Raw genomic sequence first — 14969 nt, forward strand, 5'->3', positions numbered from 1 at the left:
CTTCAACACAACTGCGATGCCCGCTTGCTAAAAAACCACCCATTCTGCAAGATTTCTCAAAATTTTCTGCTAAGATGGAATGAACCTCAACGATAACATTAGATTGGAATAATACATGAGCAAGGCCTTACCGATTGCTGTCGCTGTTCTTCTAGGCGGTGCCGCGCTAGTACCTGTTTACTATGCAACTCAAAACCCAGTTGCTCAAACCACAAAAGCATCTAAAGATGCCTCTGCTGTTTCTAAAATTAGCTATGCACTCGGTTATGAAGTCGCTCATCAAACTCCACCTGAGCTGGATATTAATAGCTTTGTGACAGGCGTTCGCGAAGGTCATGCCCGTACCGCACCAGCGTATACGGAAGAAGAATTACAAGCAGCTTATGAGCAGTTCCAAAAAGACATGCAGCAGAAGCAACTGGATAGCGCCAAACAGGCTCAGGCATCAAGTGATACTTTCCTAACTGAAAATGCCAAAAAAGCTGGGGTAAAGACCACCGCATCCGGTATGCAATATTTAGTGACCAAAGAAGGGACAGGCAAGCAGCCTGTAGCCACTTCAATCGTGAAAGTTCATTACACCGGCAAACTGGTTGATGGTACCGTGTTTGACAGTTCAGTTGAACGTGGCGAGCCAATTGAATTCCCGTTAAATCAGGTCATTCCAGGCTGGACCGAAGGTCTGCAACTAATGAAAGAAGGCGGTAAAGCAACCCTATATATCCCATCTAAACTGGGTTATGGTGAACAGGGCGTGCCAGGTACGATTCCTCCACACAGTACTTTGATTTTTGATGTGGAACTCATCGAAGTAAAATAATCCACAAAAAGGAGAGCAACGCGCTCTCCTTTATTTTGAGAATTAATCATGAAAATACAAATAAGTTTGATGGTTTTACTGCTGAGTTCTGGCAGCCTGTTTGCAAAAGAAGTCACCAATAAAAGCCCTGAGGCTGAACAGGTCGGCTACAGCTTTGGTTATCTGATGGGAAAAAGTAATGCAGATTCCTTACAAGGCATTGATCTAGATGCCTTTAGTACCGGTTTAAAAGCAGCAGCTGCTGGAAAACAGGCGACTTTAAGTGAAGAAGATATGGCGCGAGTCTTGACCCAATTCAAGCGTCAGGCTGAAGCCAAAGAGCTGATTACCCTGAAAAAGCAAGCTGAAGAAAATGCCAAAATTGGTCATGCTTTTCTGGCTGAAAATGCCAAAAAACCCGGAATCAAAACCACCAAATCAGGTCTGCAATATCAGATTCTTCAGGAAGGCAAAGGCAAATCACCAAGTGCAAACAGTAATGTCCGCGTACATTATGAAGGCCGCTTGATCGATGGTACGGTTTTTGACAGCTCGATTGCCCGCAATCAGCCCGTGGTATTTCGAACCACCCAAGTCATTACGGGCTGGACCGAAGGTTTACAGTTAATGAAAGAAGGCGCCAAGTATCGTTTCTTCATTCCGGCAGAACTTGCCTATGGACAAATTGGTTCAGGGGATGTGATTGAACCGAACAGTACTTTAATTTTTGATGTGGAATTACTAGAAGTTATTAAATAATAAGTCCTATTTTTCCAGATCTACAATCAGAGAGGTTCTATATTGACCTCTCTTTTTTTATGGGCTTAAGTATCCGTAAATCGCAGGTTTTCATGTCACATTCCGATCAGTTTTGCTATGTTATGTTTTAATCAAGCAATTCAACAACAATAGAGGACGTCAGCATGGCAGCAATCAAGACTCGCGAAATTCATTATACTGCGCAGGATGGCAGCCCATTAATTGGTTATTTTGCCGCCCCAGAAACAGATACCCCTGTTGCCGGTGTACTGGTCGCACCCGAATGGTGGGGTCGGAATGAATATACCGAACAGCGTGCCCGTGAACTTGCAGAACATGGCTATGCGGCCTTGGCCATGGACATGTATGGGGATAAAAAAGTCACGACCAATTCTGATCAGGCTCATCAGTGGATGATGCAGACTTTTGAAGATCCTGACACTATCGTTAACCGTGCCACAGCAGCCTTGAATGCCCTGGCAGCACAGGATGAAGTCAATGCTGATAAGCTTGCAGCGATTGGTTTCTGCTACGGCGGCAAAGTCGTATTGGATCTGGCCCGTTCTAATGCACCTTTACAAGCGGTGGCCACTTTCCATGCCATTCTGTCGCCAAAAGCACCTGCTCAGGAAGGTCAGGTACAGGCGGAAATCCTGGTGCTACATGGTGAACTAGACAGCATAGTGACTTTGGATGATGTGGCCAGTTTCCGTGAGGAAATGCATGCCGCCAAAGTCGAGCATGAAGTAATTGTTTTTGAAAATGCCAAACATGGCTTTAGCAACCCGCTTGCGGATGAACGGGCCAAAGCCAATGGTGTAGATCTTGGTTACAATGCAGAAGCGGAACAAAAAGGCTTGGCAGCAATGTATGCCTTGCTGGATCGTCATTTGGCATAAATAGAAACAACTATTTGGCTTGTTCACAGGCTAAATATTTCAGATACTTCATGAAGAAAAGAAAGATAAATCCTACCAGAGGAGAATGTGTATGATGGCTGAAACCAACTGCCCCTACTGCAATTTTGACGAATATGATGTCATTGCCAAAAATGATTATGGTGTGGTGTTGCCTGAACCGAATTCATTGTCCGAAGGTCACTGTGTGATTATTCCATTGCGGCATGTGGCCTCGTTTTTCGAAGTGACCGACAAAGAACGTAAAAGTTTGATGTCCTTACTGGAACAGGCACGCAATGAACTGCAATTACGCTACCAGCCTGCCGGTTTTCATGTCGGCTTTATTGACGGTGAAGTTTTTCAGGAAAAGGTTGAACATCTGCATATTCATATTATTCCGCGTTATGCAGGCAAAACCTTGAAGCTGGATGAGCGCTGGGGAATTAATAATTAACCAGGTTCTATATCAAAAATAAATGCTCTACGGAGCGTTTATTTTTTTGAAATCACGCTTCTGCCCAAATAAATGAGCAGCCATTTTTTATCCTACTTTTCACATTCCCATCCTGCTGATTCCGCTATACTAGCTGCTGCTTATTCGGTTGCTAGGTGTTCATGTTCGTATTTTCAGATGCCCTGTTGGAATGGTTTGATGTGCATGGTCGTCATGACTTGCCCTGGCAGGTGACAGATGATCCGTATAAAGTCTGGGTCTCTGAAATCATGTTGCAGCAAACCCAGGTCAAAACTGTACTGCAATATTTCGAACGATTTATCCAGCGTTTTCCGAGGGTTCAGGTCTTAGGTCAAGCCTCATGGGATGAGGTTGCACCTTACTGGGCAGGTCTCGGCTATTATGCCCGCGCCCGCAATCTGCATAAAGCTGCCGGCATCGTGACGGCACAGCAGCAGTTCCCTCATACTCTGGAAGAATGGATGGCTTTGCCCGGCATTGGCCGTTCTACCGCGGGCGCCCTGATGTCACTGGGTTTACGTCAATATGGCGTAATCATGGATGGTAATGTCAAACGGGTATTGTCACGTTTCTTTGCCATTGAAGATGATCTTTCCAAACCGGTGCATGAACGTGCCTTATGGCAACTGGCAGAACAACTCTGTCCTATTGAACGCAATCATGACTATACCCAGGCGATTATGGATCTGGGAGCAACCGTATGTACGCCAAAAAAGCCTTTGTGTCTGTATTGTCCAATGCAGCAGCATTGCAAGGCACATCAGCAAGGACTGGAAAATGAATTGCCTTTCAAAAAGGTCAAAAAACCGATTCCAGTACGCTCTGCTCAGGTCTTGCTGATCCAGTCCGGTACAGACTGGCTCTGGCAGCAACGTCCCAATAGTGGTCTTTGGGGTGGTCTCTGGTGTCTGCCGATTATTGAAAATGCACATGAATTGGAACAGCGATGTCAGCAGCTGGGCCTGAAAAATATCGTCAAAAAGACCCAGATTAGCCACAGTTTTACCCATTTTACCTGGCATCTTGAAGCGATTGTTTTTGCTGTAGATCAAGATCAGCAGGAGCATCTGGCGATTGAACTGCAAGGCTGCTGGATGAGTCCGCAAACAGCAACCGATGCCGGTATTCCAACTGCCATGAAAAAATTGATCACTAGCGTCAATCTATGACATAGTCTGGACAAAGCAAAATATCGATCAGCTCGACATGAGCATTGCCAATATTTAAGGATGAATAAAGTGCGCCAATACCTTGCTTTGACATGGATTGCTTTAATAGCTGTGCTGCTGGCTGCCTGTAGCAGTACACCGAAAAAATCTCCCGCTGTACAGCTCAATCCCATTCTGGTGCAAAAGCTGAAAAATATGCGGATGCCCTCTTCTCTGCCAATCCCGGTGGCACGCGTACAGGCACGTGAATTAACAGATACCTGGGGCGCTTCGCGCAGTCGCGGACGCCTGCATGAAGGCATTGATATCATGGCTCCACGTGGCACCAAAGTTTTTAGCGCGACTGAGGGTCTGATTGCAGATTTACGTAATAACAATTTGGGTGGTAAAGTAGCCTGGATTCTGGGTCCGAGCGGCTCGTGGCATTATTATGCTCATCTGGACGGACATAAGCGCGGTTTAAAAGTGGGCGACTATGTCAAAAAAGGCCAGCTGATCGGTTATGTCGGCAACAGCGGCAATGCCCGGCATACTGTACCACATCTACATTATGGAATCTATTTACAGGGCAAGGGCCGCGGTGTGGTCAACCCTTATCCCTATTTACGTTAATTTTAGGATATTTACATGTCAGAAGCGTTGATCAATCGTCTGGTGGAATTTGCTGAATCAGGCAATCAACAAAAAATTGTATGGAATGGTCAAACTTACCAGGGCTGGGTGATGGAAATTACCGAGGATGCGCTTCTGATCAGTACCGGTTATGCTGACAAGGCCGGTAAAGATATGTGGATTCAATTTAGCGATCTGGATCAGGCTGAGTTGTCTTACTGGGATAACCAGCAAGATCAATGGACTATTTTTAAATTATAAAACCATAAAAACAAGGAGCATCACATGACTGTGCAACGCTGTGGCTGGTGCTCCGATGATCCGCTGTATATCACCTACCATGACCAGGAATGGGGACAGGCACTGCTGGATGAAAATCGCCTGTTTGAAATGCTGTGCCTGGAAGGACAGCAGGCTGGTCTGGCCTGGATTACCGTTCTCAGAAAACGTGAAGTTTATCGTGAACATTTTTTTCAATATTCGATTGAATCTATCGCCTCACTTACAGATCAACAACTCCAAATAAAACTCGAAGATGCTAGCCTGATACGGCATCGCGGCAAGCTGAATGCCATTCGGGAAAATGCCCAAGCCTGGCTGAAACTAAAACAGCAAGGCATCAATCCGGTGGATTGGCTCTGGTCTTTTGCCCAGCAACCGCGACTGAATAATGATGTTGTGGATTATCGCCAAGCACCCGCTCAAACCATTGAGAGCCAGAAGATGTCTAAAGCACTCAAACAGGCCGGTTTTAAATTTGTCGGACCCACCATTTGCTATGCCTTTATGCAGGCCGTTGGTATGGTCGATGACCATGAAAATCATTGTGACTTTAAAACAATATCCTCGCATTTAAATAAGAGCTAAAAATCATGTCGAATAATATTATTCAAGCTTATGCTGCCATGTCTGCAGGTGCGGAACTCGAACCTTATCAGTTTGATGCCGGAGAACTGCAGCCGCATCAGGTCGAAGTAAAAGTGGAATACTGCGGCCTCTGTCATTCCGATATTTCAGTGATCAATAATGACTGGGGTTCATCCGTCTATCCAGTCGTGGCTGGACATGAGATTATCGGTACCATTACCCATCTGGGTGCAGAAGCCAAAGGCCTGAAAGTTGGGCAACGGGTGGGTATCGGCTGGACAGCGGAAAGCTGCCAATATTGCGATCCCTGCATTTCAGGCCAGCAGGTGCTGTGTACTGGCGGTCAGGTGGCTACCATTGTCGGACATGCCGGTGGTTTTGCCGACAAAGTGCGTGCTGGCTGGCAATGGGTCATTCCCCTACCCGAAGATCTTGATCCTGAAAGTGCCGGCCCTCTGCTCTGCGGCGGGGTTACCGTATTCGATCCGATTCTCAAACATCAGATTCAAGCTATTCATCATGTTGGCGTAATCGGGATTGGTGGTTTAGGTCATATCGCGATTAAATTGCTCAAAGCTTGGGGCTGCGAGATTACCGCTTTCACTTCAAATCTGGATAAAACCGATGAGCTGAAAGCCATGGGCGCTGACCATGTGGTGAACAGTCGTGATGTCGCTGCATTAAAAGCCCAGCGTGGCAAGTTTGATTTATTACTGAGTACTGTCAATGTTACCTTGAACTGGCAGGCTTATCTGGCAACTTTGGCGCCGAATGGCACTGTGCATATGCTAGGTTTACCACTTGAGCCGATGCAGATTCCGGCTGGCATGCTGATTGGCGGAGCTAAATCAGTCACCGGTTCACCGACAGGTTCACCGGCGGCATTACGTCAGTTACTCCAATTTGCTGCACGTAAAAATATTGCCCCACAAATTGAAGTTTTCCCGATGTCACAGCTGAATCAGGCGATTGAACATCTGCATTCTGGCAAAGCTCGTTACCGGATTGTACTTAAAGCGGATCTTACAGCTTAAATCCTGTCTATTTTTAGCCGTTAAAAAGACCCAGCAATTGGGTAATGCCAGTCAGTTAAGAAATTGACTGGCATTTTCTTTTTTAAATTCAGGATTATATTTAATAGGTGGGAAAGTCATCCGCAACTGTTCGAGGCAGGACTACATTAAAAAATGATTGTTTCTGCGACAAATTTACTAATGGATGCTGGCTGACGAGTTTTGTGGGGAGGACTATTGCTCTGCAAGATGCCTTCCTGGCGAAGCTCCGCTTATCATTTGAGCGAAACCAAAGTAACAAATGATATTGCAAATATTTGATTTAAAAAGTTAAAAATTTCTCGTGAACGACTGAAAAGTTAAAGAAACTATTTCTAAATTCCTTAACTGATCAGCATTACAGCAATTGGGTCTTTTTTATCAAATGGAGCGTAAAATGCTGTCTTTCAGGTCAGAGATATAAGAGACACGACATGAAATGTCGTTTAATTTTTAAGAATCAATAATTTTAATTTAACATGAGCTAATATAAGCCTATGAAAACACTTAAATTACGCATAAAAGACAAACATTGCAAGGTGCTAAATCAGTTAGCATCCGAGGTGAACTTTGTCTGGAATTATGTGAATGATTTAAGTTTCAAACACCTTACAAGAACAGGTGACTTTTTCTCAGCATTTGATATGACTAAATACACAAAAGGAACTTCAAAACTGTGTGGTTTGCATAGTCAAACAGTACAAGGGATAACAGAAGAATATGTTAATAAAAGAAGACAGCACAAGAAAGCAAAGCTGAAATGGCGTGTAAGTAATAAGAAGTCGGCAAGACGTTCACTTGGTTGGATACCATTTAAAAAAGTAGCGATTAAATATGCTGATGGATATGTGCAATATGGCAAGTATCACTTCAAACTGTGGGATAGCTACGGTATAAGTAAATACAGCGTTAGAACAGGCTCATTCGTTGAGGATAGTCGTGGGCGCTGGTACGTGTGCCTTGTTGTCGATTCACCCAAGCAAGACAAACCAACTGTAACTCAAGCGATTGGTATTGATCTTGGTCTAAAAGACATTGCTACCTGTTCAGATGGTACGGTCATTTCAAATCCCAAGTTCTATCAAAAATACGAGCAGAAATTAGGGATTGCTCAAAGAGCAAAAAATAAAAAATGTGTACGTGCATTTCACGCCAAGATTGCGAATTGTCGAAAAGACCATTTGCACAAAGCAAGCACCATGCTTGTGAAAGAAAATGCATTGATTATTGTTGGTGATCTGAGTGCCAAGAAACTTGTAAAAACCCAAATGGCAAAATCGGTTTTAGATACAGGGTTTTCAGCACTTAAAACAATGCTCAAGTATAAATGCGAGAACGCAGGGGTATTGTTTGAAGAAGTGAGTGAGAGGTTCACAACCCAAATCTGTTCGTGCTGTGGTGAGATCACCGCAAGCAGTCCGAAAGGTAGAGCAGATTTGCGAATAAGAGTATGGGAATGTGAATGCGGTAGTTTAAATCAACGTGATTTAAATTCTGCTAAGAACATACTTGCGCTTGGGCATAAGCGTCTAGCAGTAGGAATCACCTCCGTTTTAGGGATGTGAGGATGTCAATGCAGGGCTTCAGGCAAGACCGCAATAGGTGAAGGCTTGGCCAGCTCGGTCTTCATTTTCTGCAGCATCTGATAAGGTTGTTGTTGCACGAACATATTTACGAAGGTCAAAGGAATGGAACCTTCCGGATTGGCATAACCATAGGTTGAAACCTTGACCTTGTTATTGGCTAGTTTCTGAAAAGTCCAGTCGCCCTGATAATCGGTTAAACGCACATAATCCGGATTTAAAGGATAGCCACTTTGGATGGCTTTATTCTTGATGGTGATCTGGCCATTGGCTTCCTTGATCATCTTGCCCTGTACAATCAGGTCACGGTCTTTTAAGGGAAATGGAAAATCTAGCACCATATACAGGGTAAAGTCACCTTTTTTATCATCGCGGGACAGGATCTTGATGCTACCCATATAGGGGACCCATTGCACTGCATGTGTGACATTCAGAATCAGGGACACAGCATTTTCAATGGGCACGGTATAGGTGGTTTCAGCTTTATAGAGAAAGACCGGGTTTTGCTCATTCTGGTAGGTCCAGACCTTGATATTGTTTTTATGAATACTGAGTTTAGGCTTCTCAACAGGTTTTGCCTGCGCAATGGCACCAAGCGCCACTGCACAGAGCAGGAAAATCATTTTTTGCATTTTTATTCGTCTTATTTTAGTTTTATACTTTTTTATAAATGATTTTGACTCGGTTTTAAACCTGAATATCGTTAAAACCAAGCACGTCCTTCATATCATATTTACGCGCTTCACGGCCGACGACCCAAGCTGCAGCACGTACCGCACCAGAAGCAAAGTTCATGCGGTTAGTCGCTTTATGAGTAATTTCCACACGTTCCCCATCGGCAATAAACATTGCAGTATGTTCACCGACAATATCGCCACCGCGAATGGTCTGGAAGCCAATACTCTTACGCTCACGCGGACCAGTATGACCTTCACGGCAATACACTACATCTTCTTTTAAGTCACGACCCAAAGTTTCCGCAATCGCCTCACCCCACATCAAAGCTGTACCCGATGGCGCATCTACTTTATGACGGTGATGTGCTTCAATCACTTCGATATCAACCGTATCACCAAAAACTTTAGAGGCCAGTTCAAGCAGTTTGATCGAGACGTTCACACCCACTGAATAGTTTGCTGCATAAACTACAGGAGTTTCTGTCGCAGATTGATCGAGATAGGCTTTTTGCTCGTCATTCATACCCGTCGTACCAATCACGATGGCAACACCGGCTTCACGGCAGATTTTCAGATGATTGACGGTCGCTGCTGGCGCAGTGAAATCAATCACGACATCACAGTCTTTGACTACATCGGTAAGGCTACCCACGACCTTAACACCTGTTGCGCCAATTCCGGCAAGTTCGCCAGCATCTGCGCCTAATAGTGTACTTTCAGGGCGTTCTACCGCAGCCGCCAATTGATAACCTGCTTCATGCACAGCCTGAATAAGGATACGCCCCATACGACCGCCTGCACCCAAGATCCCAATGCGTGGTGTAGCTGACATAACATAGTCCTGATGTTGATCCAAAATTGCTCTTACTATAGCAAAACTGCGGAATAACACTAAGATGCATTGCATAAAAATCAATGAAAATACTCAAAGAGCGAAATCACTGATATTGATAAGAGTTTTAATCAAGCTTAAGAAGTTAGGCTATCACTTCCGTCAAAGCTATACGATATACATCAACTTGACTCGTCATATAGTTTTTAGCAATTGCTCATATAACTTGAATAAGCTTATTCATAATTTTATCGCTATGATTTTGAAATGATTTACTGAGATTACTGATTTTTGAAGTTAAACAGACGACTTGCCAATACAGTTTTTCCTGTTCAGGCTCGCCATTATTAAGTCAGCTCAAAATCTTGATGATTTAAATCTCAGTTAGATTAACGGGATTCTTATGCAAGACTTTTACTAAATTTTAATTATGAATATCTACTTTTGAATTGATGAGTAGATAGGATTTTAAGTCTTATGTAAGCGTGCGCTGAACCCCATAGCTATTTTTAATTTTGGTCGGGTTTCCAGCGGTGCGGCAGCAATTCTTCTATTTGGCTCACTTTATGTGTCGGTAACCTTTTCAGCACATCACTTAAATAGGCATACGGATCCAAGCCATTCAGCTTTGCTGACTGGATTAAAGTCATGATATTCGCCGCTCGCTGACCACTGCGCAGCGAGCCAGCAAACAGCCAGTTCTTGCGTCCTAAGGCCCAAGGTCGCATTTGATTCTCTACCCAATTATTGCAAATCGGTAGATTGCCATCATCCAAATAGCGGCTTAAAGCTGGCCAACGCTTCAGAGTGTAATTGATCGCCTTGGCGGTGGGAGAACTCGATGGCACCGTCAGATGATGTTGGTTGAGCCATTCATACAGTTGTTGCATCACCGGTTGACTATGCTGTTGCCGGTATTCGCGGCGGTCTTCCGCTGTACTATCGGTCTTTTTCCTGAGTTCTGCTTCTATCCCATACAGTTTCTGAATCAGCACTAATGCCTGTTCAGCGACCTGACTTTTCCCGGTCACATGCAGTTCATGGAATTTACGACGTGCATGGGCCATGCAGCCCACCTCAATCACCTGGCCTGATTTAAAACGTGCTTTATAACCACTGTAATCATCACAGACTAGATAGCCCTGCCAGCCTTTCAAGAACTCTTCAGCATGCTGGCCTGAACGACTATCCTGAAAGTCATAGATCACCGCCTGAACTGGATTATACTGTGTGGTGGCATAGGCCCAGACATAACCTTTCTTCGGTTTTTTATTATTCTCACCCATCCGCATGATGGTGACCGGTGTTTCATCTGCATGCAGCACCCGCTGTTGCAGCACCACCTCTTTTAAGGCATTGGCCAGAGGTTCCAGTTCTACACCGCAGCGACCTATCCAGTCAGATAAAGTGGATCTGGACAGATCAATGCCAGCCCGCTGATAGATCAGGCGCTGACGGTACAGCGGCAAATGATCGGCATACTTCGATACCAGCACATGGCTGAGCAATTCAGGTGAAGCAATGCCTTTATCAATCACATAGGCGGGCATCGCTTGCTGAGTTAGAGTGTCACACTGATCACAGACCCATTTACCACGCACATGCTGTTCCTTATAGAACTGTGCCGGTCTGAAATGCAGTTTTTCACTGACATCTTCGCCGATACGACGGAGTTGGCAGCCACAAGCACATTGGGTTGATGCAGGTTCATGCTCAATACGGATGGTGTGTAGATGATCTGGCAGTGGTCGACGTTTAGGTTTATTGGTTTTGGCTTTCTGTGTCGCTGCATTGGTTTTATCTGCATTTAGCCGTTCCAGTTCTAGATCAACCGCGGCAATATCTTCTTCAACCGCTTCATCCCACAGATGGATTTGTTTTGCCGTTAAGTGTTCATTCTTTTGGGCGAATTTGTGCTTTTTAAACAGCGCCAGTTCATGCTCGTATTTTTGATTGAGAATAGAAAGATGTTGAACTTTGGCATCCAATTGTTGGTTTGATTGTGCTAGAGACTGATGCTGCAGCGCCAACTGCCTGGTGAATTCCAGCAGTTGTTCATGGGTCAGTTGGCTTAAATCAGGCAGCGTATTCATGACCGCAGTATGCCTGAGGTCATGAGAAGAATGAAATAGAACGTTTGGAGAATAGCAGAATGGTCGAGCCTGGTTTAAAGCATCGTCACCACCTGCTGTCGTCCAATGCGCTGCCAGGGCAAACCTTGGATCAGTGCCTGTAACTGTTCCGGGCTGAGGGCCACGGTTTCACCTTGGTGAACTTGAGCCCAGTGAAATTTGCCCTGTTCCAGCCGCCGGGCACACAGCCAGATGCCCAATCCATCATGTACCAGCACTTTCATGCGATGGCCACGTTTATTACAGAACAGGTAAGCACAATGCGGTTTGATGTAGCCAAAGGCTCTCACCACCTGAGCCATGGTCGTATCCATACCTGCTCGCATATCCAGAGGTTGGGTAGAAAGCCAGATTTCATCAATGCGGATCATGTTGCAAGTGCCTTGAGTAATTCTGCTAAAGCAGATATTTCTGATACTTGCCATTTCAAGCCAATTTCTGCTTTTGAGTGGGGTAAAGTAATTTGAACCGTTAACATGTCAGTAGGAGTAGGATCTAATGGTGTAGAGCAAGATAAGGCAATAAATGCAGGTTTATTCGGTAGTGGTGAGCGATCATTCCCTGGCTTACCATCAATTAAGCGAATCCATTTGGATACAAGATTTGTATTCAATCCATGTTGCAAAGCGACCGAAGCAATTGAAACGTCCGGTGCTTTACAAGCCTGAACGATCTGCTGTTTAAATTCAGCACTGTATGTTCTTCGTTTTTTCGCAAGAGATGCGATGGATGTCTGGTGATTTGTAGTCATAAATTTTAGTCCCCACTTGTTTTTAAGTGGGGACTAAATTAAGGCTTATAGGATGAATTCATAAGGTGTGTTCAGCGGACGCTTACAGTCTTATTGAGACTAAAAGGACTCAATTTTGCCTTATACAAAAATCAGTCCTTAGATTGAGCAAATTAATTCTCTAGCTCTTCGGGAACTTATTAAAAATAATAATACCTAAAGCAAAATTTGCCTGGTCTATACAATTTTGAAAATTTTTCCACTTAAGGTACTTTGAAAGCACATTTCAAAACTGGGACGAATATCTTCACCATCTACAGTGATATGTTTTATATTGGAATGAGATTGTGTTTTAGAAAAATGATGATCGACTGTTGCTTGAATAGCGTGTTGAGCCCCAAACTGATCCTTTACACTAATACTTTGTTTAAGCATATCTATACCTTTAATAATAGTTAAAGTGGCAAAATATCCACTAAAAATTGATGTTTCTGAATTTTATCTTTAAATAACTTTATGATTTAGCTTAAATAATTGATTTATAGAAGTATAGAATGTACGACCATCTAAGTTTAAATCTACCTCAACTCCAGATGAAAGAAGAACTCTCTTACCCACTTCAATTCTTTTTAAACCCTGACGTGTATTTTGCATTTTATTGAGAGGAATTAACGAAACAATAATTTCAGTACCATTTTTAGATTTTGCAATTAAATCATTTATTTTTAACAACTTGAATCCTGTTTTTCTAAAGATTTTTCCAATTTGGAAAATAACTTAAAATTAAATTTGAACGATAAAAAAAGCACTTATTAAGTGCTTTTTTTACTGTTTATTCTTGCTTAGATAGCAACAATATTTACAGCATTCGGTCCTTTTTGACCTTGAGCTACACTGAATTCAACCAGCTGGCCTTCAAGCAAGGTTTTAAAACCTGAACTCGCAATTTCACTGAAATGAGCAAAAACATCTGGACCTGATTCTTGTTGAATAAAACCAAAACCTTTAGTTTCGTTGAACCACTTTACAGTACCTTTAACAACATTTGAGTTTGACATAATATATCCTAATAATTTTTAATAATTTTTTAGTCATTTTATAGACTGATTATAACTTTGAAATAATAAAGAATGAGACTTAAAATCTGAAAAAAAACGAAGGATTATGACTAAAACTACGATACTTAAAGAAGATTTACCGAAACAAGACTTTTTTCTAGGGCGTGTCATCAATTAAGCCAAATGATTGTTGAAGCCAGGTAGATCGCTGATAAGAAGTTTTGAGCCAATTTATCATAGCGTGTGGCAATAGCACGATACTGCTTGAGCTTGGCAAAAAAGTTCTCGATCAGATGTCTTGCCTTGTAGAGATTTCGATCATAATTACGCTGATCAATAGAATTACTTTTCGCTGGCATCACAACTTGACCCTTCGCCTCTAAAATTGGATCAATGACTCGATCCCTGGAGTTGTAGGCTTTATCCATAAGCCAGGTCTGGCTCAACGATAAGTCCAGCAACACATCTGAACCGTTTAAGTCATGGACCTGCCCATCAGTGAGATAAAATCCTGTTGGGTTGCCTAAAGCATCAGTACGGGCATGAATTTTGGTGCTTAAGCCCCCTTTACTGCGTCCAATCGCCTGATTTTTTCCCCCCAGCGCTGTGTTGATGAGCACGTACAATGGTGGAGTCTAACATGGCATATTCATTATCACTGTCATGTGACAGTACTTCAAAGACTCTCTGCCACACACCTGTTTTAGCCCAACGACTAAAACGAGTGTGCACGACTCTAAAATCACCAAAGCGTTGGGGTAAGTCTCGCCACGGGATACCTGAACGATACCGATACAATACCGCTTCAACAAATAGTCGGTTATCTTTGGCCGTTACTCCAACAGTACCCATTCGTCCAGGTAACAGATCTTTAATCTGTTCCCACTGCTCATCTTTTAATGCATAGCGTTTAGTCATAAAAGTATAATGGGGACAAGGCGGTTTTCCTCAAGCTAATTGATGACACGCCCTAGTTAAGTTAACTATACACGAAAAATTTAATTAATCAAGTTTTCTTATATATATATTTATTTTATTTATTAAAAAGTAAAATTTATAATTATTTCAATAAGATTAAGCTTTCATTGTCATGACAACAAAATAAGAGTAATCTGCTGTACTGGTAAATTTGATAAGTAATGAATGCGATTATATAGCTCTGTAATAACAATATTGGCCTTTTTAATTTCGGGAATGATGCTTTTTTCTCACTTACAAAATATCTATCACCCTCCAAATTTGGACTCATACTTTCTATTTAGATAGTCAAATATAAAATAGAAACCGCTTTTTAGGCGGTTTTTATGTTTAAGCGAGACTTATCA

At 43.0% G+C, this 14969-nt stretch carries 19 protein-coding genes; 10 read left to right on the plus strand and 9 right to left on the minus strand.

Going from position 1 to position 14969, the window contains the following annotated elements; all coding sequences use genetic code 11:
• Nucleotides 1–115 precede the first annotated feature (115 nt).
• From HGD77_RS00005 to HGD77_RS00050, 10 genes are all read left to right on the plus strand, one after another.
• Entirely contained in the window at nt 116–820 is a 705-nt protein-coding gene (locus HGD77_RS00005) for an FKBP-type peptidyl-prolyl cis-trans isomerase (protein WP_138743139.1), read from the plus strand.
• Between the two features lie 48 nt (nt 821–868).
• Complete coding sequence (locus HGD77_RS00010) at nt 869–1558, plus strand: FKBP-type peptidyl-prolyl cis-trans isomerase (RefSeq protein ID WP_168730553.1); 690 nt, start codon at nt 869–871, stop codon at nt 1556–1558.
• 164 nt (nt 1559–1722) lie between these two features.
• Nucleotides 1723–2457, plus strand: coding sequence for a dienelactone hydrolase family protein (locus tag HGD77_RS00015; protein ID WP_168730554.1), 735 nt, complete (start codon nt 1723–1725; stop codon nt 2455–2457).
• Between the two features lie 94 nt (nt 2458–2551).
• The gene (locus HGD77_RS00020) at nt 2552–2911 is read left to right on the plus strand and encodes an HIT family protein (protein WP_168730976.1); all 360 of its coding nucleotides are present in this window, start codon (nt 2552–2554) and stop codon (nt 2909–2911) included.
• Between the two features lie 161 nt (nt 2912–3072).
• Nucleotides 3073–4101, plus strand: a complete 1029-nt coding sequence (gene mutY, locus HGD77_RS00025; RefSeq protein WP_168730555.1) for an A/G-specific adenine glycosylase — start codon at nt 3073–3075, stop codon at nt 4099–4101.
• 60 nt (nt 4102–4161) lie between these two features.
• On the plus strand, nt 4162–4713 hold the full coding sequence (locus HGD77_RS00030; protein WP_168730556.1) for a M23 family metallopeptidase: 552 nt from the start codon (nt 4162–4164) through the stop codon (nt 4711–4713).
• 15 nt (nt 4714–4728) lie between these two features.
• The gene (locus HGD77_RS00035) at nt 4729–4974 is read left to right on the plus strand and encodes a hypothetical protein (protein WP_004280868.1); all 246 of its coding nucleotides are present in this window, start codon (nt 4729–4731) and stop codon (nt 4972–4974) included.
• A 24-nt stretch (nt 4975–4998) separates the two neighbouring features.
• On the plus strand, nt 4999–5580 hold the full coding sequence (locus tag HGD77_RS00040; protein WP_168730557.1) for a DNA-3-methyladenine glycosylase I: 582 nt from the start codon (nt 4999–5001) through the stop codon (nt 5578–5580).
• A gap of 5 nt (nt 5581–5585) precedes the next feature.
• Entirely contained in the window at nt 5586–6614 is a 1029-nt protein-coding gene (ahr, locus tag HGD77_RS00045) for an NADPH-dependent aldehyde reductase Ahr (protein ID WP_168730558.1), read from the plus strand.
• 515 nt (nt 6615–7129) lie between these two features.
• Nucleotides 7130–8197, plus strand: a complete 1068-nt coding sequence (locus tag HGD77_RS00050) for an RNA-guided endonuclease InsQ/TnpB family protein (RefSeq protein WP_168730559.1) — start codon at nt 7130–7132, stop codon at nt 8195–8197.
• A gap of 5 nt (nt 8198–8202) precedes the next feature.
• On the opposite strand, the gene HGD77_RS00055 is transcribed toward HGD77_RS00050, so the two are convergent.
• From HGD77_RS00055 to HGD77_RS00095, 9 genes are all read right to left on the minus strand, one after another.
• Nucleotides 8203–8847, minus strand: coding sequence for an START domain-containing protein (locus HGD77_RS00055; protein ID WP_168730560.1), 645 nt, complete (start codon nt 8845–8847; stop codon nt 8203–8205).
• A 55-nt stretch (nt 8848–8902) separates the two neighbouring features.
• Nucleotides 8903–9724, minus strand: coding sequence for a 4-hydroxy-tetrahydrodipicolinate reductase (dapB, locus tag HGD77_RS00060; RefSeq protein WP_168730561.1), 822 nt, complete (start codon nt 9722–9724; stop codon nt 8903–8905).
• Between the two features lie 509 nt (nt 9725–10233).
• Nucleotides 10234–11817 carry an IS66-like element ISAba25 family transposase gene (locus tag HGD77_RS00065; protein ID WP_168730562.1) on the minus strand — a complete coding sequence of 528 codons (1584 nt, stop codon included), beginning with the start codon at nt 11815–11817 and terminating at the stop codon, nt 10234–10236.
• 74 nt (nt 11818–11891) lie between these two features.
• Entirely contained in the window at nt 11892–12227 is a 336-nt protein-coding gene (gene tnpB, locus HGD77_RS00070) for an IS66 family insertion sequence element accessory protein TnpB (protein WP_005265675.1), read from the minus strand.
• On the minus strand, nt 12224–12607 hold the full coding sequence (gene tnpA / locus HGD77_RS00075) for an IS66-like element accessory protein TnpA (protein ID WP_004733109.1): 384 nt from the start codon (nt 12605–12607) through the stop codon (nt 12224–12226). The genes tnpB and tnpA overlap by 4 nt, the downstream gene beginning before the upstream one ends.
• 216 nt (nt 12608–12823) lie before the next feature.
• Complete coding sequence (locus tag HGD77_RS00080; RefSeq protein WP_004280859.1) at nt 12824–13021, minus strand: hypothetical protein; 198 nt, start codon at nt 13019–13021, stop codon at nt 12824–12826.
• Between the two features lie 69 nt (nt 13022–13090).
• The gene (locus HGD77_RS00085; RefSeq protein ID WP_004280858.1) at nt 13091–13318 is read right to left on the minus strand and encodes a hypothetical protein; all 228 of its coding nucleotides are present in this window, start codon (nt 13316–13318) and stop codon (nt 13091–13093) included.
• Between the two features lie 110 nt (nt 13319–13428).
• A complete protein-coding gene (locus tag HGD77_RS00090; RefSeq protein WP_005105001.1) occupies nt 13429–13644 on the minus strand; it encodes a cold-shock protein in 216 nt (71 codons plus the stop codon).
• Nucleotides 13645–13814: 170 nt separating this feature from the next.
• Nucleotides 13815–14562 (minus strand): IS5 family transposase gene (locus HGD77_RS00095; protein WP_410487238.1). Its coding sequence is split into 2 segments (ribosomal slippage): nt 13815–14232 and nt 14231–14562, totalling 750 coding nucleotides; the frame shifts between segments, so codons are not numbered across the junction.
• Nucleotides 14563–14969: the final 407 nt, after the last annotated feature.

Origin of the sequence: Acinetobacter sp. NEB149, assembly GCF_012516415.1 — a bacterium.
Classification (GTDB): domain Bacteria; phylum Pseudomonadota; class Gammaproteobacteria; order Pseudomonadales; family Moraxellaceae; genus Acinetobacter; species Acinetobacter lwoffii_V.